Genomic DNA, 21,275 nt, shown 5'->3' on the forward strand with positions numbered 1-21,275 from the left:
ACACCTCGACCCTCCCCGGCCGTTCCCCCACCGAGGGCCCGGGAGGGTACGGTTCGGTAACGGGCGGCCCGAACGGGCGCCCGGTCAGCGTCAGTCGTACGAGACGGAGTGGCACCGGATGCAGCATGCAGTGGGGGCTCCGCTGCCGCCGCCCCACCAGCCCGGGCACGCGGGCACGGGCACCGGATGGACCAACCAGGCCGCGCACCACCCCGGCCCGCCGCCGCCCCAGCCTCCCGGGTCGCGCAGCGCACAGATCGCCCCGGGCTGGACGCCTCCCCCGCCTCCCGCGCCCGCCCCGCCTCCCGCGCCCGCCCCGCCCTCGCGGGACACCACCGGCCATATCCACCTGCCCCCCGGCGCCCCGGTGGCCGCCCCCACCTCACCGCACAACGGACACGGCACCGGAAACGCCACCCTCGCCGTCCTGCTCATCGGCCCGGCGGGCGCCGGCAAGACCACGGTCGCCCGGCACTGGGCGCAAAGCCGCCGCGTCCCCACCGCCCACATCAGCCTCGACGACGTCCGCGAGTGGGTCTGCGCAGGCTTCGCCGACCCCCAGGACGGCTGGAACGACCAGTCCGAGGCCCAGTACCGCCTGGCTCGCCGCACCTGCGGCTTCGCCGCGCGGAACTTCCTCGCCAACGGCATCTCGTGCATCCTCGACGACGCGGTCTTCCCCGACCGCCCGGTCGTCGGCCTCGGCGGCTGGAAGCGCCACGTCGGGCCGGGCCTGCTGCCGGTCGTCCTCCTCCCGGGCCTCGAAGTCGTCCTGGAGCGCAACGCCGAGCGCACCGGCAACCGCCGCCTCTCCGACGAGGAGGTCGCCGGCATCCACGGCCGGATGGCCGGCTGGTACGGCTCCGGCCTGCCGATCATCGACAACTCCACGTACGACGTGGAAACCACCGCCCGCGTCCTCGACGACGTCCTGGCCCGCTCGATATCGAGCCCACCGTCCTGGTGACGGCGCACGGCCGGGCGCACCGCCTGCCCGGACTCCGTCCGGAACCCGTCCGGAGCCTGTCCGGACCCGTCCGGACCCGCCCGACCTGCCAAGGGCGCCGCTCACTCGTAGGCTCGTGGCATGTCAGAGGTGTTTGCGGACCGCCGCGGGCGGCTGCGCGACCGGTGCGCGGCGGCCGGCTCCGTGGCGGCCCTGGTCTCCCGCCCCGCCAACGTCCGCTATCTCGCGGGCGGATCGCCCGCCGGTGCCGTCCTTCTGCTCGGGGCGGGCGAGGACGTGCTGCTCTGCCCCCGAGCGCCCTCCGGCGACCTGGTGGAAGGGCGCATCGACGAGCAGCTGCGCCTCGTGGTGCTGCCCGCCGCCGGCGGCGACCCGGCCGTCGCGGCGGTCGACTTCGCCCGCAAGGCGGGGGCGGACATGCTCGCCGTCGAGGAGCACCACCTGAGCGTCGCGCGCCACCGCGCGATGGGCTCGGTCGCCCCGCAGCTGCGCCTCGCGGACCTCGGCACCGCCATCGAGCAGGAGCGGATCGTCAAGGACGAGGACGAGATCACCTGCCTCAGGATCGCGGCGGAGATCACCGACCAGGCGCTCGGCGAGCTCCTGGAATCCATCCTGGTGGGCCGTACGGAACGCCACCTCGCCCTCGAACTGGAACGCCGCCTGGTGGACCACGGCGCTGACGGTCCCGCCTTCGCCACCTCCGTCGCCACCGGCCCCCACGCGGGCAAGGCCCGCCACCGGCCCTCCGACCGGCGGGTCGAGGAGGGCGACTTCCTCTCCGTCTGCCTGGGCGCCAACTACCGCGGCTACCGCTGCGAGATCGGCCGCACCTTCGTCATCGGGACCTCGCCCGCCGACTGGCAGATCGAGCTGTACGACCTCGTCTTCGCCGCTCAGCGGGCCGCGCGGGAGACCCTCGCCCCCGGCACCGCGTACCGTGACGTGGACCGCGCGGCCCGCCAGATCCTGGAGTCGGCGGGGTACGGAGACGGCCTCGCGCCCTTCCTCGGACACGGTGTGGGCCTGGAAATCGAGGAGGACCCGCAGTTGGCACCCGGCGCCATGGGTAAACTGGACGCTTGTGTGCCGGTCACCGTCGAACCGGGGGTCCACCTCCCGGGCCGGGGCGGGGTCCGGATCGATGACACGCTCGTCGTACGCCAGGAGGCGGACGGCGGACCCGAGCTACTCACCATCACGACCAAGGAGCTGCTCGCGCTGTAGCGCGAAGGCACCACGCCTCGGTCGTCCACCAGCGTCAGTCCAGGAGATTCCGCAACCGTGGCTTCCACGAACGACCTCAAGAACGGCATGGTGCTCAAGCTCGACAACGACCAGCTCTGGTCCGTGGTCGAGTTCCAGCACGTCAAGCCCGGCAAGGGCCCGGCCTTCGTGCGCACCAAGCTCAAGAACGTGCTCTCCGGCAAGATCGTCGACAAGACGTTCAACGCCGGTGTGAAGGTCGAGACGGCCACCGTCGACCGCCGCGACATGCAGTTCTCGTACATGGACGGCGAGTACTTCGTCTTCATGGACATGCAGACCTACGACCAGCTGCACGTCTCCCGTGCCGCCGTCGGCGACGCCGCCAACTTCCTGGTCGAGGGCTTCACCGCCACCGTCGCCACGCACGAGGGCGAGGTGCTCTACGTCGAGCTGCCGGCCGCCGTCGAGCTCACCATCCAGGAGACCGAGCCGGGCGTCCAGGGCGACCGCTCCACCGGCGGCACCAAGCCGGCGATCCTGGAGACCGGCCACCAGATCCAGGTCCCGCTCTTCATCACCACCGGTGAGAAGATCAAGGTCGACACCCGCACGAGCGACTACCTCGGCCGGGTGAACAGCTAACCGTGGCTGCCCGGAACAAGGCCCGTAAGCGCGCCTTCCAGATCCTCTTCGAGGCCGACCAGCGCGGTGCGTCCGTGCAGCAGGTCCTCGCGGACTGGGTCCGGCATGCCCGTTCCGACGACCGGCAGCCGCCGGTCAGCGACTACACGATGGAACTCGTCGAGGGGTACGCCGAGTACGCCGACCGGATCGATGACCTCATCGCCACCTACGCGGTGGGCTGGTCGCTCGACCGGATGCCGGTGGTCGACCGGAACATCCTGCGCCTCGGCGCGTACGAGCTGCTGTGGGTCGACGGCACTCCGGACGCGGTGGTGATCGACGAGGCGGTGCAGCTCGCCAAGGAGTTCTCCACCGACGACTCGCCGTCGTTCGTCAACGGCCTGCTGGCCCGCTTCAAGGACCTGAAGCCGAGCCTGCGCAGGGACTGATTCCCAGCCTGTACGAAGGGCCCGCGGCGCACCTCGCGCCGCGGGCCCTTCGGCATCCGCCGGCCCGGCATCGGCCGAACCGCGTTCACCCGCCCCGCATCGGCCGAACGGGGGAGGCCGGGGAATGAAGAACCGCCGGGGCGACGGGGAACCCTTGAGGCTCCCGCCGCACCCGGCGGCAACGTTTCTGCTGGACAAAGCCTTGATCGGTCCCGATCAGGCCTCTTCGTGCGCGACGGCACGGCGCGCGTCCGCGTCCAGCACGCCCCAGCTGATCAGCTGCTCGGTCAGCACCGAGGGCGACTGGTCGTAGATGACCGCCAGCGTGCGCAGGTCGTCCTGCCGGATCGACAGCACCTTGCCGTTGTAGTCGCCGCGCTGCGACTGGATCGTCGCGGCGTAACGCTGCAGCGGTCCCGCCTTCTCCGCGGGGACGTGAGCCAGGCGCTCCAGGTCCAGGACGAGCTTCGGCGGCGGCTCCGCGGCCCCGCCCGGCGTGGTGCCCGGCAGCAGCTCCTGTACCGGGACGCCGTAGAAGTCGGCCAGCTCGGCGAGGCGCTGTACGGTCACGGCACGGTCACCGCGCTCGTACGAACCGACCACGACGGCCTTCCAGCGGCCCTGGGACTTCTCTTCCACACCGTGGAGGGAGAGGCCCTGCTGGGTCCGGATGGCACGGAGCTTGGCCCCGAGCTGTTTTGCGTATTCGCTGGACATATGGCTCCCGGGACGAAGAGGTAACTCACTGTGAGGTTACGCAGCGTTACCTGCCTGCGTCAAGCCGAATGGTCCGTACCGACCCTCTTCCCCGGGCCGGGACCGGAGCAGCCGCCCGGTCCTGGTACCGTGGGTGGCGCAATTCCGACGTCCTTTAAGGTCCGTCCCGTGAGGCGGAGAAGGAGGTCCGTTTCGTATGGACGCCATTCAGCAGTCCGATGCGGCGCGCCCGGTTCTTGAGGGCCCCGACATCGCGCGGGTTCTGACCCGTATCGCCCACGAGATCGTCGAGCGCGCCAAGGGCGCCGACGACGTCGTACTCCTCGGCATTCCCACGCGTGGCGTCTTCCTCGCCCGCCGCCTCGCCGACAAGCTCCAGCAGATCACCGGCCGCACGATTCCGGTCGGCTCGCTGGACATCACCATGTACCGCGACGATCTCCGGATGCGCCCGGCCCGGGCCCTGGCCCGTACCGAGATCCCCGGTGACGGCATCGACGGCCGCCTCGTCGTCCTCGTGGACGACGTGCTGTTCTCCGGCCGCACCATCCGCGCCGCCCTCGACGCGCTCGGCGACCTCGGCCGGCCCCGCGCCGTCCAGCTCGCCGTCCTGGTCGACCGCGGCCACCGCGAACTTCCCATCCGCGCCGACTACGTCGGCAAGAACCTCCCCACGTCGCTGCGGGAGACGGTCAAGGTCCAGCTCGCCGAGGAGGACGGCCGCGACGCCGTGCTGCTCGGTGTGCGCGCGACCGCCCCGGCCGGCGAGCAGTAGCCCTCTGTCGTACGACCCCCTCGTACGGCGTGCCGCGCTGCGCGCCCGCATGCCTGCCGGACGCGCCCCGGCAGGACGCCCACGGCCACCCAGCCTCCACAAAACCGGAGAAAACCCCCAGATGATGCGCCACCTCATCTCGGCCGCCGACCTCACCCGCGACGACGCCGTCCTCATCCTCGACACCGCCGAGGAGATGGCCCGGGTCGCCGACCGGCCGATCAAGAAACTGCCCACCCTGCGCGGCCGTACCGTCGTCAACCTCTTCTTCGAGGACTCGACCCGTACCCGCATCTCCTTCGAGGCCGCCGAGAAGCGGCTCTCCGCCGACGTCATCAACTTCAGCGCCAAGGGCTCGTCGGTCTCCAAGGGCGAGTCCCTCAAGGACACGGCGCAGACCCTGGAGGCCATGGGCGTCGACGCCGTCGTCATCCGGCACGGCGCCTCGGGGGCCCCCTACCGCCTGGCGACCTCCGGCTGGATCGACGCCGTCGTCATCAACGCCGGTGACGGCACCCACCAGCACCCCACGCAGGCGCTGCTGGACGCCTTCACCATGCGCCGCCGCCTGGTCGGCCGGGACGCGGGCCTCGGCCAGGACCTGGCCGGCAAGCGGATCACGATCGTCGGTGACGTCCTGCACAGCCGCGTCGCCCGCTCCAACGTCGACCTGCTGCACACCCTGGGCGCCGAGGTCACCCTCGTCGCGCCGCCCACCCTGGTCCCCGTCGGCGTCGGGACCTGGCCGTGCGAGGTCTCGTACGACCTCGACAGCACCCTGCCCAAGTCGGACGCCGTGATGATGCTGCGCGTCCAGCGCGAGCGCATGAACGCCGCCTTCTTCCCCACCGAGCGTGAGTATTCGCGGCGCTACGGACTGGACGGCGAGCGGATGGCGAAGATGCCGGAGCACGCCGTCGTCATGCACCCCGGGCCGATGGTCCGCGGCATGGAGATCACCGCCGAGGTCGCCGACTCCGGCCGCTGCACGGTCGTCGAGCAGGTCGCCAACGGCGTCTCCATCCGCATGGCGGTCCTCTACCTGCTTCTGGGCGGCAATGAGTCCGCCGTCAGCCAGACCCGTACCGAGGAGAGCAAGTAAGCATGACCAAGATCCTGATCCGTGGTGCGAAGGTGCTCGGCGGCGAGGTCCAGGACGTCCTGATCGACGGCGAGACCATCGAGGCCACCGCCCGCCAGGGCGAGATCGACATCAGTGGTACGGACCCGGATGCCGAAGGCATCACCGTCATCGAGGCGGCGGGGCAGATCCTGCTGCCCGGCCTGGTCGACCTCCACACCCACCTGCGCGAGCCCGGCCGCGAGGACTCCGAGACCGTCCTCACCGGCACCCGCGCCGCCGCGTCCGGCGGCTACACCTCCGTGTTCGCCATGGCCAACACCTTCCCGGTCGCCGACACCGCCGGTGTGGTCGAGCAGGTCTACCGCCTCGGCCAGGAGCACGGCTACTGCGACGTACAGCCCATCGGCGCCGTCACCGTGGGCCTGGAGGGCAAGAAGCTCGCCGAGCTGGGCGCCATGCACGAGTCCGCCGCCGGTGTCACCGTCTTCTCCGACGACGGCAAATGCGTGGACGACGCCGTGATCATGCGCCGCGCGCTGGAGTACGTGAAGGCCTTCGGCGGCGTCGTCGCCCAGCACGCCCAGGAGCCCCGCCTCACCGAGGGCGCCCAGATGAACGAGGGCGTCGTCTCCGCCGAGCTGGGCCTCGGCGGCTGGCCGGCCGTCGCCGAGGAGTCGATCATCGCCCGCGATGTGCTGCTCGCCGAGCACGTCGGCTCCCGCGTCCACATCTGCCACCTGTCGACCGCCGGGTCCGTGGAGATCGTCCGGTGGGCCAAGTCGCGCGGCATCGACGTCACCGCCGAGGTCACCCCGCACCACCTGCTCCTGACGGACGAGCTGGTCCGCTCGTACAACCCCGTCTACAAGGTCAACCCGCCGCTGCGCACCGAGCGCGACGTCATGGCGCTGCGCGAGGCGCTCGCCGACGGCACGATCGACATCGTCGCCACCGACCACGCCCCGCACCCGCACGAGGACAAGGACTGCGAGTGGGCCGCGGCCGCCATGGGCATGGTCGGCCTGGAGACCGCGCTCTCCGTCGTCCAGCACACGATGGTCGACACCGGGCTGCTGGACTGGGCCGGCGTCGCCGACCGCATGTCCTTCAAGCCCGCGAAGATCGGCCGCGCCACCGGCCACGGCCGCCCCGTCTCGGCTGGTGAGCCCGCCAACCTCACCCTCGTCGATCCGGCTTACCGTGGTCTCGTGGACCCCGCGGGCTTCGCCTCCCGCAGCCGCAACACCCCCTACGAGGGCCGTGAGCTGCCGGGGCGCGTCACCCACACCTTCCTGCGGGGCCGGGCGACGCTCATGGATGGGAAGCTGGCGTGACACTCTTCGAACTCGCTGCGGAGCAGAAATCCGCCGAGGTGACCGACTGGGCCGCCCGGCTCGGCTGGGTCGCCGGACTGCTCCTCTTCATCGCCCTCGTCTACTGGCTGATGCGCCAGGGGTGGAAGTGGCGCGGCAGCCTCCAGTCGGACCTGCCGCAGCTGCCCACCGCGCCCGAAGAGCCCGGCGAGGTCAGCCTCACCATGACCGGGCGCTACCACGGGTCCACCACCGCCGGGCAGTGGCTCGACCGGATCGTGGCCCACGGCCTCGGTACCCGCAGCCGCGCCGAGCTGACCCTCAGCGACGCGGGCCTGGACGTCGTACGCCCCGGGGCGAGCGACTTCTTCATCCCGGCCGGTCAGCTGCGCGGGGCCCGGCTCGACAAGGGCATCGCGGGCAAGGTCCTCGCCGAGGGCGGCCTGCTGATCGTCACCTGGGCGCACGGCGAGACGCTGATCGACTCCGGCTTCCGCTCCGACCGGGCGGCGGAGCACACCACCTGGGTCGACACCCTGAACACCATGATCACTACGACGGAAGGCGCCGCACGATGACGACCTCCACCCGGGGAACCAGGGTTCCCGCCGTACTCGTCCTGGAGGACGGCCGCAGCTTCCGCGGCCGCGCCTACGGGGCCGTGGGGGAAACCTTCGGCGAGGCGGTCTTCTCCACCGGCATGACCGGCTACCAGGAGACCCTGACCGACCCGTCGTACCACCGCCAGGTCGTCGTGATGACCGCGCCGCACGTCGGCAACACCGGCGTCAACGACGAGGACCCCGAGTCCAGGAAGATCTGGGTCTCCGGTTACGTGGTCCGCGACCCCGCCCGCGTCCCGTCCAACTGGCGCGCCACGCGCACGCTGGACGAGGAGCTGGCCGCCCAGGGCGTCGTCGGCATCAGCGGCATCGACACCCGCGCCCTCACCCGCCACCTGCGCGAGCGCGGCGCCATGCGCGTCGGCATCTTCTCCGGCGACGCGATCGCCGACGAAACGACCCTGCTGGCCAAGGTCAAGGCCGCCCCGCAGATGAAGGGCGCCGACCTCGCCGCCGAGGTCGCCACCACCGAGCCGTACGTCGTCCCCGCGATCGGTGAGAAGAAGTTCACCGTCGCCGCCGTCGACCTCGGCATCAAGGGCATGACCCCGCGCCGGATGGCCGAGCGCGGCATCGAGGTGCACGTCCTGCCCGCCACCGCCACCGCGGACGACGTCTTCGCCGTCAACCCGGACGGCGTGTTCTTCTCCAACGGCCCCGGCGACCCCGCCACCGCCGACGGCCCCGTCGCCGTCATGCGGGCCGTCCTGGAGCGCAGGACGCCGCTGTTCGGCATCTGCTTCGGCAACCAGATCCTCGGCCGCGCACTCGGCTTCGGCACGTACAAGCTGAAGTACGGCCACCGCGGCATCAACCAGCCCGTGCAGGACCGTACGACCGGCAAGGTCGAGGTCACCGCGCACAACCACGGCTTCGCCGTCGACGCCCCCCTCGACACGGTGTCCGACACCCCCTACGGCCGCGCCGAGGTCTCCCACGTCTGCCTCAACGACAACGTGGTGGAGGGCCTCCAGCTGCTCGACCAGCCGGCCTTCAGCGTCCAGTACCACCCCGAAGCGGCCGCCGGCCCGCACGACGCCGCGTACCTCTTCGACCGCTTCGTATCCCTGATGGAGGCCGAGCGTGCCTAAGCGCACCGATATCCAGTCCGTCCTGGTCATCGGCTCCGGCCCGATCGTCATCGGCCAGGCCGCCGAGTTCGACTACTCCGGCACCCAGGCGTGCCGCGTCCTCAAGTCCGAGGGCCTGCGCGTCATCCTGGTGAACTCCAACCCGGCGACGATCATGACCGACCCGGAGATCGCCGACGCCACGTACGTCGAGCCGATCACCCCCGAGTTCGTCGAGAAGATCATCGCCAAGGAGCGCCCCGACGCGCTCCTGCCCACCCTCGGCGGCCAGACCGCGCTCAACACCGCCATCTCCATGCACGAGCAGGGTGTGCTGGACAAGTACGGCGTGGAGCTCATCGGCGCCAACGTGGAGGCCATCCACAAGGGCGAGGACCGCGACAAGTTCAAGCTGGTCGTGGAGGAGGTCCGCAAGAAGATCGGGCACGGCGAGTCCGCCCGCTCGGTCATCTGCCACTCCATGGACGACGTCCTCAAGGGCGTCGAGACGCTCGGCGGCTACCCCGTCGTCGTCCGCCCCTCCTTCACCATGGGCGGCGCCGGCTCCGGCTTCGCGCACAACGAGGAGGAGCTGCGCCGTATCGCCGGCCAGGGCCTCACGCTCTCCCCGACCACCGAGGTGCTCCTGGAGGAGTCCATCCTCGGCTGGAAGGAGTACGAGCTGGAGCTGATGCGCGACAAGCACGACAACGTCGTGGTCGTCTGCTCCATCGAGAACTTCGACCCGATGGGCGTCCACACCGGTGACTCCATCACCGTCGCCCCGGCGATGACCCTCACCGACCGCGAGTACCAGATCCTCCGTGACGTCGGCATCGCGATCATCCGCGAGGTCGGCGTCGACACCGGCGGCTGCAACATCCAGTTCGCGGTCAACCCCGAGGACGGCCGGGTCATCGTCATCGAGATGAACCCGCGTGTCTCCCGGTCCTCCGCGCTCGCGTCGAAGGCCACCGGCTTCCCGATCGCGAAGATCGCGGCCCGGCTCGCCGTGGGCTACACGCTCGATGAGATCCCCAACGACATCACCGAGAAGACCCCGGCCTCCTTCGAGCCCACGCTCGACTACGTCGTCGTCAAGGCGCCGCGCTTCGCCTTCGAGAAGTTCCCCTCCGCCGACTCCACGCTGACCACGACCATGAAGTCGGTCGGCGAGGCCATGGCCATCGGCCGTAACTTCACCGAGGCCCTGCAGAAGGCGCTGCGCTCGCTGGAGAAGAAGGGCAGCCAGTTCACCTTCACCGGCCCCGCCGGTGACAAGGACGCGCTGCTGCGCGAGGCGGTCCGCCCGACCGACGGCCGGATCAACACCGTCATGCAGGCCATCCGCGCCGGTGCGACGCCCGAGGAGGTCTTCGACGCCACGAAGATCGACCCCTGGTTCGTCGACCAGCTCTTCCTGATCAAGGAGATCGCCGACGAGCTGGCCGCCGCCGACCGCCTCGACGTCGACCTGCTCGCCGAGGCCAAGCGGCACGGCTTCTCCGACACCCAGATCGCCGAGATCCGGGGCCTGCGCGAGGACGTCGTCCGCGAGGTCCGCCACGCCCTCGGCATCCGCCCGGTCTACAAGACCGTCGACACGTGCGCCGCCGAGTTCGCCGCGAAGACCCCGTACTTCTACTCCTCGTACGACGAGGAGAGCGAGGTCGCGCCGCGTGAGAAGCCCGCCGTGATCATCCTGGGCTCCGGCCCGAACCGCATCGGCCAGGGCATCGAGTTCGACTACTCCTGCGTCCACGCCTCCTTCGCGCTCAGCGAGGCCGGCTACGAGACCGTGATGGTCAACTGCAACCCCGAGACCGTCTCCACCGACTACGACACCTCCGACCGGCTCTACTTCGAGCCGCTGACGCTGGAGGACGTCCTGGGGATCGTCCACGCCGAGCAGCAGGCCGGACCGCTGGCGGGCGTCGTCGTCCAGCTCGGCGGCCAGACCCCGCTGGGCCTCGCCCAGGCGCTCAAGGACAACGGCGTGCCGGTCGTGGGCACCTCCCCGGAGGCCATCCACGCCGCCGAGGACCGCGGCGCCTTCGGCCAGGTCCTGGCCGAGGCCGGGCTGCCCGCCCCCAAGCACGGCACCGCCACCACCTTCGCCGGCGCCAAGGCCATCGCCGACGAGATCGGCTATCCCGTCCTCGTGCGCCCGTCGTACGTACTGGGCGGCCGCGGCATGGAGATCGTGTACGACGAGGCGCGCCTGGAGGCGTACATCGCCGAGTCCACCGAGATCTCCCCGACCCGCCCGGTCCTGGTCGACCGGTTCCTCGATGACGCCATCGAGATCGACGTCGACGCGCTTTACGACGGCCGCGAGCTGTACCTCGGCGGCGTCATGGAGCACATCGAGGAGGCCGGTATCCACTCCGGCGACTCGGCCTGTGCGCTGCCCCCGATCACCCTCGGCGGCTTCGACATCAAGCGCCTGCGCGCCTCGACCGAGGCGATCGCCCGCGGCGTGGGCGTGCGCGGCCTGATCAACATCCAGTTCGCCATGGCCGGCGACATCCTGTACGTCCTGGAGGCCAACCCGCGCGCCTCGCGGACCGTCCCCTTCACCTCGAAGGCGACCGCCGTGCCGCTGGCGAAGGCCGCCGCCCGCATCTCGCTGGGCGCCACCATCGCCGAGCTCCGCGAGGAGGGCCTGCTGCCGAGGAGCGGTGACGGCGGCACCCTGCCGCTCGACGCGCCGATCTCCGTCAAGGAGGCCGTCATGCCGTGGTCGCGCTTCCGCGACGTGCACGGCCGCGGCGTGGACACCGTCCTCGGTCCCGAGATGCGCTCCACCGGCGAGGTCATGGGCATCGACGCGGTCTTCGGCACGGCGTACGCCAAGTCGCAGGCCGGCGCCTACGGCCCGCTGCCCACCAAGGGCCGGGCGTTCATCTCGGTCGCCAACCGCGACAAGCGCTCGATGATCTTCCCGGCGCGCGAGCTGGTCGCCCACGGCTTCGAGCTGCTCGCCACCTCCGGCACGGCCGAGGTCCTCAAGCGCAACGGCATCAACGCCACCGTCGTGCGCAAGCAGTCCGAGGGCACCGGCCCGAACGGCGAGAAGACCATCGTTCAGCTCATCCACGACGGCGAGGTCGACCTCATCGTCAACACCCCGTACGGCACCGGCGGCCGCCTCGACGGCTACGAGATCCGTACGGCGGCGGTGGCGCGCAGCGTCCCGTGCCTGACGACGGTCCAGGCGCTCGCCGCCGCCGTCCAGGGCATCGACGCCCTCAACCACGGCGGCGTGGGCGTCCGTTCCCTCCAGGAACACGCGGAACACCTGATCGCGGCCCGCGAGGACTAGCAGCCAACCACGAGGGGGACACCGGAAACGGTGTCCCCCTCCTCATGAGGACACCACCACCATGTACAAGCTCTTCTTCCGGCTGTTCTTCACCCGGATGGACCCGGAGCAGGCGCACTACCTGGCCTTCCGCTGGATCCGCCTGGCCGCCCGCATCCCCGTGCTGCGCACCTTCCTCGCCGCCGCCCTGGCCCCCCGCTACAAGGAGCTGCGCACCGAGGCGCTCGGCCTGCGCATGCACGGCCCCTTCGGGCTCGCGGCCGGCTTCGACAAGAACGCCGTCGCCATCGACGGCATGGCGATGCTCGGCTTCGACCACGTCGAGATCGGTACGGTCACCGGCGAGCCGCAGCCCGGCAACCCCAAGAAGCGACTCTTCCGCCTCGTCGCGGACCGCGCCCTGATCAACCGCATGGGCTTCAACAACGACGGCTCGGCCGCCGTCGCGGAGCGCCTCCACGCGCGCGTGCCGGTCTTCACGACGGTCGTGGGCGTCAACATCGGCAAGACCAAGGTCGTCCCGGAGGCCGAGGCCGCCGCCGACTACGTGACGTCGACCGAGCGGCTCGCCCGGTACGCCGACTACCTGGTCGTCAACGTCTCCTCGCCGAACACCCCGGGCCTGCGCAACCTCCAGGCGACGGAGTCCCTGAGGCCCCTGCTCACGGCCGTCCGCGAGGCCGCCGACCGCGCGGTCACCGACCGCCGCGTCCCGCTCCTCGTCAAGATCGCGCCCGACCTGGCGGACGAGGACATCGACGCGGTCGCCGACCTCGCCGTCGAGCTCGGCCTCGACGGCATCATCGCCACCAACACCACCATCGCGCGGGCGGGTCTGAAGTCCCCGGCGTACCTGACGAGCGAGACCGGCGGCCTGTCCGGCGCGCCGCTCAAGCAGCGCTCCCTGGAGGTGCTGCGCCGCCTCTACGCGCGCGTGGGCGACCGCATCACACTCGTCGGCGTCGGCGGCATCGAGAACGCCGAGGACGCCTGGCAGCGCATCCTCGCGGGCGCCACCCTGATCCAGGGCTACAGCGCCTTCATCTACGAGGGGCCCTTCTACGCCCGCGCCATCCACAAGGGCCTGGCCGCCCGGCTGAACGCCTCTCCGTACGCCACCCTCGCCGAGGCGGTCGGCGCCGACACCCGAAAGGCCACCGTATGAGCCCGCTCGACCCCTTCGGCGCGCGTCTGCGCCGGACCATGGACGCCCGTGGCCCGCTGTGCGTCGGCATCGACCCGCACGGCTCCCTGCTGTCCGCCTGGGGGCTGAACGACGACATCCACGGCCTGGAGACCTTCACGCGCACGGTCGTCGACGCCCTCGCCGACCGGGTCGCCGTCTTCAAGCCGCAGAGCGCCTTCTTCGAGCGCTTCGGCTCGCGCGGCATCGCCGTCCTGGAGAAGGCCGTGGCCGACCTCCGCGACGCGGGTGCCCTGGTGATCATGGACGCCAAGCGCGGCGACATCGGCTCCACCATGGCCGCCTACGCCGAGACGTACCTGCGCAAGGACGCGCCCCTGTTCTCCGACGCGCTGACCGTCTCCCCGTACCTCGGGTACGGCTCGCTCAAGCCGGCCGTCGATCTGGCGCGCGAGAGCGGCGCCGGGCTGTTCGTCCTGGCCCTCACCTCCAACCCGGAGGGGGCCGAGGTCCAGCGCGCGGTGCGCTCCGAGGACCCGGCCGGGCGCACCATCGGCGCGACCATGCTCGCCCACCTCGCCGACGAGAACGCGGGGGAGACGCCCCTGGGGTCCTTCGGCGCGGTCGTCGGCGCCACGCTCGGCGACCTCTCCTCGTACGACCTGGACATCAACGGCCCGCTCCTCGCGCCGGGCATCGGCGCGCAGGGCGCGACCCCGGCCGACCTGCCGGGTGTCTTCGGCGCCGCCGTACGCAACGTGGTGCCCAGCGTCAGCAGGGGCGTGCTGCGGCACGGTCCGGACGCGGCGGGACTGCGCGAGGCGGCGCGGCGGTACGCCGAGGAGGTACGGGCGGCGATCGGCTGACCCGTCCGCCCGGGCCCGTCCTCTCGGACCCGTCATCCGGCCCTCATCCGGCCCTCATCCGGCCCTCATCCGCAGGCGAGCCCGCGGTCGTCCCGGCGACGACCGTGGGCTCAGGCGTTCCGGGTGCCGCTCCGGGCCCTTCCCGGCGTGTTTCCCGGCGTGTGATGTACCCCACTCGCGGTGCGGATCGGAGCTTCTCCAGGGCGTCGCGGGACCGGCTCGCGATCGTCCTTTCCGAAATCTGCACGCCAAACCGGGTCGTTATATCTGAAATGTCTGGGTAGGTCGATGCTGACCAGGACTTTTCGTCTGTTCTCGCTGACTCCGGCGGCCATGGCCGCTAGTCTCCGTCGCAGAGCCAACGTGCACTGCGTTGCTCGTTGCTCCCCTGGTGTGGGCCGACTAGGTTCCTCACCGGTCCGTATCCGACAGTTCGACATCCGAGGTGACGTAGGCGTGGCTCTTCCGCCCCTTACCCCTGAACAGCGCGCAGCCGCGCTCGAAAAGGCCGCCGCGGCTCGCCGGGAGCGGGCCGAGGTCAAGAATCGACTCAAGCACTCCGGCGCCTCACTCCAAGAGGTCATCAAGCAGGGCCAGGAGAACGAAGTCATCGGCAAGATGAAGGTCTCCGCCCTCCTCGAGTCCCTGCCGGGCGTGGGCAAGGTCCGCGCCAAGCAGATCATGGAGCGGCTCGGCATCTCCGAGAGTCGCCGTGTGCGGGGTCTCGGCTCCAACCAGATCGCGTCCCTGGAGCGCGAGTTCGGCAGCTCCGGAGCCTGACGTCCAGGGCACTGAGGTAAACCTGGAATAATCGCCCCATGGCTGCAACATCCCGGGGCTCCGCCCCCGAGCCCCCGGACGTACGTCCGCGGCTGACCGTGCTCTCCGGCCCCTCAGGGGTCGGCAAGAGCACGGTCGTCGCTCATCTGCGCAAGGTCCACCCCGAGGTCTGGCTGTCGGTGTCCGCCACGACCCGCAAGCCGCGACCCGGCGAGCGGGACGGCGTGCAGTACTACTTCGTCAGCGACGAGGAGTTCGACAAGCTGATCGCCAACGGCGAGCTGCTGGAGTGGGCCGAGTTCGCCGGCAACCGCTACGGCACGCCGCGCCACGCCGTGCTGGAGCGGCTCGAGGCGGGCGAGCCCGTACTGCTGGAGATCGACCTCCAGGGTGCGCGGCTGGTCCGTGAGTCGATGCCGGAGGCGCAGCTGGTGTTCCTGGCGCCGCCGAGCTGGGACGAGCTGGTCCGCCGGCTGACCGGCCGGGGTACGGAGCCGCCGGAGGTCATCGAGCGCCGTCTTGAGGCAGCCAAGATCGAACTCGCGGCCGAGGCCGAGTTCGACACCACCCTGGTCAACACCTCCGTCGAGGACGTAGCCCGTGAGCTGCTAGCCTTGATGCAAGTTGTTTGATCTTTGTCCCATTTTCCAGAAGTTTTTCGGAAGGTAGAGCGTGTCCTCTTCCATCACCGCGCCCGAGGGCATCATCAACCCGCCGATCGATGAGCTGCTCGAGGCCACTGACTCGAAGTACAGCCTCGTGATCTACGCGGCCAAGCGTGCGCGTCAGATCAACGCGTACTACTCGCAGCTCGGTGAGGGCCTGCTGGAGTACGTCGGTCCGCTGGTGGACACCCACGTCCACGAGAAGCCGCTCTCGATCGCCCTGCGTGAGATCAACGCGGGTCTGCTGACCTCCGAGGCCATCGAGGGCCCGGCCCAGTAGGCGCCCCACTGCACGTCATGACAGGCCCGGTGGACACTCCGCCGGGCCTGTGGTGTGTCATGGAGACCGTAGTAGCGAGCCGGAGCCGGGAGGCGTTGAGTGGACAAGCCGAAGGTGGTCCTCGGAGTCAGCGGCGGCATCGCCGCCTACAAGGCGTGCGAACTGCTGCGGCGGCTGACCGAGTCGGGCCATGACGTACGCGTCGTCCCGACCGCCTCCGCCCTGCACTTCGTGGGCGCGGCCACCTGGTCCGCGCTCTCCGGACACCCGGTTACGACCGAGGTCTGGTCGGACGTCCACGAGGTTCCCCACGTACGCGTCGGGCAGGCGGCCGACCTCGTGGTCGTCGCCCCCGCCACGGCCGACATGCTGGCCAAGGCCGCCCACGGCCTCGCCGACGACCTGCTCACCAACACCCTCCTCACCGCTCGATGTCCGGTGATCTTCGCACCGGCCATGCACACCGAGATGTGGGAGCACCCCGCCACCCAGGAGAACGTCGCCACGCTGCGGCGCCGGGGCGCCGTGGTCATCGAACCGGCAGTCGGCCGGCTCACCGGCGCCGACACCGGCAAGGGCCGGCTGCCCGACCCCGACGAGATCTTCGAGGTCTGCCGGCGGGTGCTCGCACGCGGCACGGCCGGGCCCGACCTCGCGGGCCGCCATGTGGTGGTGAGCGCGGGCGGTACGCGCGAGCCGCTGGACCCGGTGCGGTACCTGGGGAACCGTTCCTCCGGAAAGCAGGGGTACGCCCTCGCCAGGACCGCCGCCGCCCGGGGTGCCCGCGTCACGCTGATCGAGGCCAACACCGGCATGCCCGACCCGGCGGGCGTGGACGTGGTCCACGTGGGAACGGCCGTCCAACTGCGCGAGGCCGTACTCAAGGCGGCGGCCGACGCGGACGCCGTGGTGATGGCCGCGGCCGTGGCGGACTTCCGCCCCGCCGCGTACGCCGAAGGCAAGATCAAGAAGAAGGAGGGCCAGGAGCCCGCGCCCGTGGCGCTGGTCCGCAACCCCGACATCCTGGCCGAGATCTCCGCCGAGCGCCCCCGCCCGGACCAGGTCATCGTCGGCTTCGCCGCCGAAACGGACGACGTGCTGGCCCATGGCCGCGACAAGCTGCGCCGCAAGGGCTGCGACCTGCTCGTGGTGAACGAGGTGGGGGAGCGCAAGACGTTCGGCTCCGAGGAGAACGAAGCTGTGGTGCTGGCGGCGGACGGCGGGGAGACCCCCGTGCCGTACGGCCCCAAGGAAGCCCTGGCGGACACGGTCTGGGACCTTGTCGCCCCCCGCCTCGGGTGAGGGACTCGGGCCTGACTCCGGCCTGAGTCCGGTATGACTCGGACAGGACTCGGACAGGACTCGGATGAAGAGGGATGAATTTCTCATTTCGCCCCTTTGGGTGGATGGAGCCCCCTGAAAACCGGCGTTCCGGCCGGTGGCGAGGGTCGATCTTCCTACCGTGGAGGCGACCGGACCGGCCGATCCGGCTCCCACCGTGCGAGACACCTGGTCCAACCGCCGAGAGCGCCCGATAAACTGTCCTCGGAACGACGCGGGGCGCAGCCCCCTGCCGGTCCGCAAATGATCAGCCAGCAGCCGCTGCAACCCCAGGGAGCGTTGTGTCCCGTCGTCTGTTCACCTCGGAGTCCGTGACCGAAGGTCACCCCGACAAGATCGCTGACCAGATCAGCGACACGATTCTCGATGCGCTGCTGCGGGAGGACCCCACCTCGCGTGTCGCCGTGGAGACGTTGATCACCACCGGCTTGGTGCACGTGGCCGGCGAGGTGACGACCAAGGCGTATGCCGACATCCCCACGCTGGTGCGCAGCAAGATCCTGGAGATCGGTTACGACTCCTCGAAGAAGGGCTTCGACGGCGCGTCCTGCGGCGTGTCGGTGTCCATCGGCGCCCAGTCGCCGGACATCGCGCAGGGTGTCGACACGGCGTACGAGAAGCGTGTCGAGGGTGATGAGGACGAGCTCGACAAGCAGGGCGCGGGCGACCAGGGCCTGATGTTCGGGTACGCGTCGGACGAGACGCCCGAGTTGATGCCGCTGCCGATCCACCTCGCGCACCGGCTGTCCAAGCGCCTGACCGAGGTCCGCAAGAACGGCACCATCCCCTACCTGCGCCCCGATGGCAAGACGCAGGTCACCATCGAGTACGACGGTGACAAGGCGGTCCGCCTCGACACGGTTGTCGTCTCCTCGCAGCACGCCTCGGACATCGACCTGGAGTCGCTGCTCGCGCCCGACATCCGCGAGTTCGTCGTCGAGCACGTGCTGAAGCAGCTCCTGGACGACGGCATCAAGCTGGACACCGAGGGATACCGGCTGCTGGTGAACCCGACCGGCCGCTTCGAGATCGGCGGCCCGATGGGTGACGCGGGCCTGACCGGCCGGAAGATCATCATCGACACGTACGGCGGCATGGCCCGCCACGGCGGCGGCGCGTTCTCCGGCAAGGACCCGTCCAAGGTCGACCGCTCGGCCGCCTACGCGATGCGCTGGGTCGCCAAGAACGTGGTCGCGGCCGGGCTCGCCTCGCGGTGCGAGGTCCAGGTCGCGTACGCCATCGGCAAGGCCGAGCCGGTCGGTCTGTTCGTCGAGACCTTCGGCACCGCCAAGCTGGAGGTCGAGAAGATCGAGAACGCCATCGCCGAGGTCTTCGACCTCCGCCCGGCCGCGATCATCCGCGACCTCGACCTGCTGCGCCCGATCTACGCGCAGACCGCCGCCTACGGCCACTTCGGCCGCGAGCTCCCCGACTTCACCTGGGAGCGCACCGACCGCGTGGACGCGCTGCGCACGGCGGCGGGTCTCTAAGGCCTCATCGCGGAGTCCGGCACCCTTGGGAAGGGTGCCGGACTCCGGCGTTTTCCGGGCAGGGGGCGCTGTCAGTGGGCTCTGGTAGGAATGGGGCTGTGAGCAGCGACAACGGGAAGCGGGAGGGGGACGGCGGCCGGGCGGCCGAGCCGCCGGAGCAGCTCGCGCTCATACGGGAGACCGTGCGCAGGGCGAAGGTGCCGAGGGCCAAGCCGCGTACGTGGCGGGGGGCCGCGCTGGCGAAGGAGCTGCCCGTCGCGCGGGTGGTGGTGAACAAGGGCGTGCTGCACCTGGACCAGTTCTTCGACTACGCCGTGCCCGAGGAGCTCGACGCCGTCGCACAGCCGGGGGTGCGGGTGCGGGTGCGGTTCGGGGCAGGGGCGCATCAGGTGCGGGACGGGCGCCGCGAGGGCGGGCGGCTGATCGACGGGTTCCTCGTGGAGCGGCGCGCCGAGTCCGACTACTCCGGGCCGCTGGCCGCGCTCGCCGACGTGGTGTCGCCCGAGCCCGTGCTCAACGCCGAGCTGCTGGGCCTGGCGCGGGCCGTGGCCGACCGGTACGCCGGGAGCCTCGCCGATGTGCTCCAGCTGGCGATCCCGCCGCGCAACGCGCGCGCCGAGGCGCGGCCGTCGCCGGAGCCGCTGCCGCCGCCCGCCGCGCCCGAGGCGGGGACGTGGGAGCGGTACGGGCAGGGGGAGGCGTTCTTGCGGGCGCTGGCGCAGGGCGGGGCGCCTCGGGCGGTGTGGAACGCGCTGCCGGGGCCGTACTGGGCGGAGGAGCTGGCCCGGGCGGTGGGCGCCACGCTGGCGTCGGGGCGCGGCGCGCTCGTCGTGGTGCCGGACGGCCGCGCGGCCGGGCGTGTGGACGCGGCGCTGACCGCCGTGCTGGGGGAGGGGCGGCACGCTGTGCTGACCGCCGAGGCCGGGCCCGAGAAGCGGTACGCGCAGTGGCTCGCCGTGCGGCGCGGCGCGGTGCGGGCGGTCGTCGGGACGCGGGCGGCGATGTTCGCCCCCGTGCGGGACCTCGGGCTCGTGGCCATCTGGGACGACGGGGACTCCAGCCACAGCGAACAGCACGCGCCGCTGCCGCACGCGCGCGAGGTCCTGCTCCTGCGCGCCGCGCACGACAAGTGCGGCTTCCTGCTGGGCGGTACGAGCTGCACGGTGGAGGCCGCGCAGCTGGTGGAGACCGGCTGGGCGCGGCCGCTGGTGGCGCCGCGCGAACAGGTCAGGGCCGCCGCGCCGCTGGTACGGACCGTGGGGGACGGGGAGCTGGCGCGGGACGAGGCGGCGCGGGCCGCCCGGCTGCCGTCGCTGGCCTGGCAGGTGGCGCGGGAGGGCCTGAAGTCCGGGCCGGTGCTGGTCCAGGTGCCGAGGCGGGGATACGTTCCCCGGCTGGCCTGCGAGCGGTGCCGTACGCCCGCGCGGTGCCGGCACTGCGCGGGGCCGCTGGAGGCGCCCGAGCAGCGGGAGCTGCGGTGCGGCTGGTGCGGGCGGGGCGCCCCGGACTGGCACTGCGCGGAGTGCGGGTCCGTGCGGCTGCGGGCCCAGGTGGTGGGCGCCCGGCGCACGGCGGAGGAGCTGGGGCGGGCGTTCCCGGCCGTGCCGGTACGGACGTCGGGGCGGGACCATGTGCTGGACACCGTGCCGGGGCGCCCCGCGCTCGTGGTCAGTACCCCGGGCGCCGAGCCGGTCGCCGAGGGCGGGTACGCGGCGGCGCTGCTGCTCGACGGCTGGGCCATGCTGGGGCGGCCCGACCTGCGGGCGGGGGAGGAGGCACTGCGCCGCTGGATGGACGCGGCCTCGCTGGTGCGCGGGCAGGACGAGGGCGGCACCGTGGTGATCGTCGCCGAACCGACGCTGCGGCCGGTGCAGGCACTGGTGCGGTGGGACCCGGTGGGCCACGCACAGCGCGAGCTCGCCGAGCGGGCGGAGCTGGGGTTCCCGCCGGTCTCGCGCATGGCGTCGGTGACCGGGCGGGCGGAGGCGGTGGCCGCGCTGCTGGCGTCCGCCGAACTACCGCCGGACGCCGAGGTGCTGGGCCCCGTCCCGCTGCCGCCCCCGCCCCCGGGCGCCCCGCGCCGCCCGGGCGACCCACCCCCGGGCGAGACCTGGGAGCGTGCCCTGCTGCGGGTCCCGCCGGGCAGCGGAGCGGCGCTGGCGGCCGCGCTGAAGGCGGCCCAGGCGGCGCGGCTGGCGCGCGGCGGCACGGAACCGGTGCGTATCCGGGTGGACCCCCCGGACATCGGCTGACGGCGCGCGGGGCCGGACCCGGCAGGCGGGTGGACTCACGGGAGCCGACGCCCCGGCCCCCGCGCCCTGCGGCCGGTGTGGGGCCTTGGCCGGCGCGGGCCGGATTCCACAGGGGCGGCCGCCCGTGCCCGGTGCCCAGCAGCAGCCGTTTCTGTGCGGTGGCCGGGGGGTACGGGGCGGCTCGGGCGTGCCGCCGCCCCGCCGTGGCCGAGGAGCGGCGTCTGCCCCGCCCCGGCCAGCGCCGCGAGGCGGTGCCGGGCGCCCAGCGCCGGGCGCGGCGCGTGGCTACCCGCCCGGGCGG

Annotated in this window: 19 protein-coding genes; 18 read left to right on the forward strand and 1 reads right to left on the reverse strand. The window is 71.7% G+C overall.

Translation table 11 applies throughout. The annotated features are described in order from the left end of the window. Positions 1–118 precede the first annotated feature (118 nt). The 4 genes from QWM81_RS25300 to nusB all read left to right on the forward strand — a co-directional run bounded on the left by QWM81_RS25300 (position 119) and on the right by nusB (position 3,249). Positions 119–967: a Pro-rich N-terminal domain-containing protein gene (locus tag QWM81_RS25300; protein WP_290114659.1), complete on the forward strand. Its 849-nt coding sequence runs from the start codon at positions 119–121 to the stop codon at positions 965–967. Positions 968–1,087: 120 nt separating this feature from the next. After that, positions 1,088–2,194, forward strand: coding sequence for an aminopeptidase P family protein (locus QWM81_RS25305; protein ID WP_290114660.1), 1,107 nt, complete (start codon positions 1,088–1,090; stop codon positions 2,192–2,194). Positions 2,195–2,251: 57 nt separating this feature from the next. Next, positions 2,252–2,818, forward strand: a complete 567-nt coding sequence (gene efp / locus QWM81_RS25310; protein WP_290114661.1) for an elongation factor P — start codon at positions 2,252–2,254, stop codon at positions 2,816–2,818. 2 nt (positions 2,819–2,820) lie between these two features. Next, complete coding sequence (gene nusB, locus QWM81_RS25315) at positions 2,821–3,249, forward strand: transcription antitermination factor NusB (protein ID WP_290114662.1); 429 nt, start codon at positions 2,821–2,823, stop codon at positions 3,247–3,249. A 216-nt stretch (positions 3,250–3,465) separates the two neighbouring features. Here nusB and bldD read toward each other — a convergent pair whose 3' ends face one another. Next, positions 3,466–3,966: a transcriptional regulator BldD gene (gene bldD / locus QWM81_RS25320; protein WP_064068023.1), complete on the reverse strand. Its 501-nt coding sequence runs from the start codon at positions 3,964–3,966 to the stop codon at positions 3,466–3,468. A 196-nt stretch (positions 3,967–4,162) separates the two neighbouring features. On the opposite strand from bldD, the gene pyrR reads away from it, so the two are divergent. The 14 genes from pyrR (at position 4,163) to QWM81_RS25390 (ending at position 20,974) form a co-directional block, all read left to right on the forward strand. After that, entirely contained in the window at positions 4,163–4,741 is a 579-nt protein-coding gene (gene pyrR / locus QWM81_RS25325) for a bifunctional pyr operon transcriptional regulator/uracil phosphoribosyltransferase PyrR (protein ID WP_290114663.1), read from the forward strand. Positions 4,742–4,862: 121 nt separating this feature from the next. Further along, positions 4,863–5,843: an aspartate carbamoyltransferase catalytic subunit gene (locus QWM81_RS25330; protein ID WP_290114664.1), complete on the forward strand. Its 981-nt coding sequence runs from the start codon at positions 4,863–4,865 to the stop codon at positions 5,841–5,843. Between the two features lie 2 nt (positions 5,844–5,845). Then, the gene (locus QWM81_RS25335; RefSeq protein WP_290114665.1) at positions 5,846–7,159 is read left to right on the forward strand and encodes a dihydroorotase; all 1,314 of its coding nucleotides are present in this window, start codon (positions 5,846–5,848) and stop codon (positions 7,157–7,159) included. Continuing rightward, a complete protein-coding gene (locus QWM81_RS25340) occupies positions 7,156–7,716 on the forward strand; it encodes a PH-like domain-containing protein (protein ID WP_290114666.1) in 561 nt (186 codons plus the stop codon). The genes QWM81_RS25335 and QWM81_RS25340 overlap by 4 nt, the downstream gene beginning before the upstream one ends. After that, positions 7,713–8,852: a glutamine-hydrolyzing carbamoyl-phosphate synthase small subunit gene (gene carA / locus QWM81_RS25345; protein WP_290114667.1), complete on the forward strand. Its 1,140-nt coding sequence runs from the start codon at positions 7,713–7,715 to the stop codon at positions 8,850–8,852. Before QWM81_RS25340 ends, carA begins: the two co-directional genes overlap by 4 nt. Further along, on the forward strand, positions 8,845–12,156 hold the full coding sequence (carB, locus tag QWM81_RS25350) for a carbamoyl-phosphate synthase large subunit (protein ID WP_290114668.1): 3,312 nt from the start codon (positions 8,845–8,847) through the stop codon (positions 12,154–12,156). Before carA ends, carB begins: the two co-directional genes overlap by 8 nt. A gap of 61 nt (positions 12,157–12,217) precedes the next feature. Beyond that, positions 12,218–13,321, forward strand: coding sequence for a quinone-dependent dihydroorotate dehydrogenase (locus tag QWM81_RS25355; protein ID WP_290114669.1), 1,104 nt, complete (start codon positions 12,218–12,220; stop codon positions 13,319–13,321). Next, positions 13,318–14,166, forward strand: a complete 849-nt coding sequence (gene pyrF, locus QWM81_RS25360) for an orotidine-5'-phosphate decarboxylase (RefSeq protein WP_290114670.1) — start codon at positions 13,318–13,320, stop codon at positions 14,164–14,166. The genes QWM81_RS25355 and pyrF overlap by 4 nt, the downstream gene beginning before the upstream one ends. 456 nt (positions 14,167–14,622) lie before the next feature. Then, positions 14,623–14,946: an integration host factor gene (locus QWM81_RS25365; RefSeq protein WP_290114671.1), complete on the forward strand. Its 324-nt coding sequence runs from the start codon at positions 14,623–14,625 to the stop codon at positions 14,944–14,946. Positions 14,947–14,984: 38 nt separating this feature from the next. Further along, positions 14,985–15,578: a guanylate kinase gene (gene gmk, locus QWM81_RS25370; RefSeq protein WP_290114672.1), complete on the forward strand. Its 594-nt coding sequence runs from the start codon at positions 14,985–14,987 to the stop codon at positions 15,576–15,578. Positions 15,579–15,618: 40 nt separating this feature from the next. Further along, positions 15,619–15,891, forward strand: a complete 273-nt coding sequence (gene rpoZ, locus QWM81_RS25375) for a DNA-directed RNA polymerase subunit omega (protein ID WP_005319902.1) — start codon at positions 15,619–15,621, stop codon at positions 15,889–15,891. Between the two features lie 99 nt (positions 15,892–15,990). Continuing rightward, positions 15,991–17,193 (forward strand): bifunctional phosphopantothenoylcysteine decarboxylase/phosphopantothenate--cysteine ligase CoaBC, encoded by a 1,203-nt coding sequence (coaBC, locus tag QWM81_RS25380; RefSeq protein WP_290114673.1) that lies wholly within the window; start codon positions 15,991–15,993, stop codon positions 17,191–17,193. A 320-nt stretch (positions 17,194–17,513) separates the two neighbouring features. Then, the gene (metK, locus tag QWM81_RS25385; protein ID WP_290114674.1) at positions 17,514–18,722 is read left to right on the forward strand and encodes a methionine adenosyltransferase; all 1,209 of its coding nucleotides are present in this window, start codon (positions 17,514–17,516) and stop codon (positions 18,720–18,722) included. A 98-nt stretch (positions 18,723–18,820) separates the two neighbouring features. After that, entirely contained in the window at positions 18,821–20,974 is a 2,154-nt protein-coding gene (locus QWM81_RS25390; protein ID WP_290114675.1) for a primosomal protein N', read from the forward strand. Positions 20,975–21,275: the final 301 nt, after the last annotated feature.

The sequence above is a fragment of the Streptomyces ficellus genome, from assembly GCF_030406405.1.
Classification (GTDB): Bacteria; Actinomycetota; Actinomycetes; order Streptomycetales; family Streptomycetaceae; genus Streptomyces; species Streptomyces ficellus_B.

What these genes read in the sequence shown, in the direction of transcription:
- QWM81_RS25300 (WP_290114659.1), top strand. Translation starts at nt 119, where the DNA reads ATGCAGCATGCAGTGGGGGCTCCGCTGCCGCCGCCCCACCAGCCCGGG.
- QWM81_RS25305 (WP_290114660.1), top strand. Translation starts at nt 1,088, where the DNA reads ATGTCAGAGGTGTTTGCGGACCGCCGCGGGCGGCTGCGCGACCGGTGC.
- bldD (WP_064068023.1), bottom strand. Translation starts at nt 3,966, where the DNA reads ATGTCCAGCGAATACGCAAAACAGCTCGGGGCCAAGCTCCGTGCCATC.
- pyrR (WP_290114663.1), top strand. Translation starts at nt 4,163, where the DNA reads ATGGACGCCATTCAGCAGTCCGATGCGGCGCGCCCGGTTCTTGAGGGC.
- QWM81_RS25330 (WP_290114664.1), top strand. Translation starts at nt 4,863, where the DNA reads ATGATGCGCCACCTCATCTCGGCCGCCGACCTCACCCGCGACGACGCC.
- QWM81_RS25335 (WP_290114665.1), top strand. Translation starts at nt 5,846, where the DNA reads ATGACCAAGATCCTGATCCGTGGTGCGAAGGTGCTCGGCGGCGAGGTC.
- carA (WP_290114667.1), top strand. Translation starts at nt 7,713, where the DNA reads ATGACGACCTCCACCCGGGGAACCAGGGTTCCCGCCGTACTCGTCCTG.
- QWM81_RS25355 (WP_290114669.1), top strand. Translation starts at nt 12,218, where the DNA reads ATGTACAAGCTCTTCTTCCGGCTGTTCTTCACCCGGATGGACCCGGAG.
- pyrF (WP_290114670.1), top strand. Translation starts at nt 13,318, where the DNA reads ATGAGCCCGCTCGACCCCTTCGGCGCGCGTCTGCGCCGGACCATGGAC.
- gmk (WP_290114672.1), top strand. Translation starts at nt 14,985, where the DNA reads ATGGCTGCAACATCCCGGGGCTCCGCCCCCGAGCCCCCGGACGTACGT.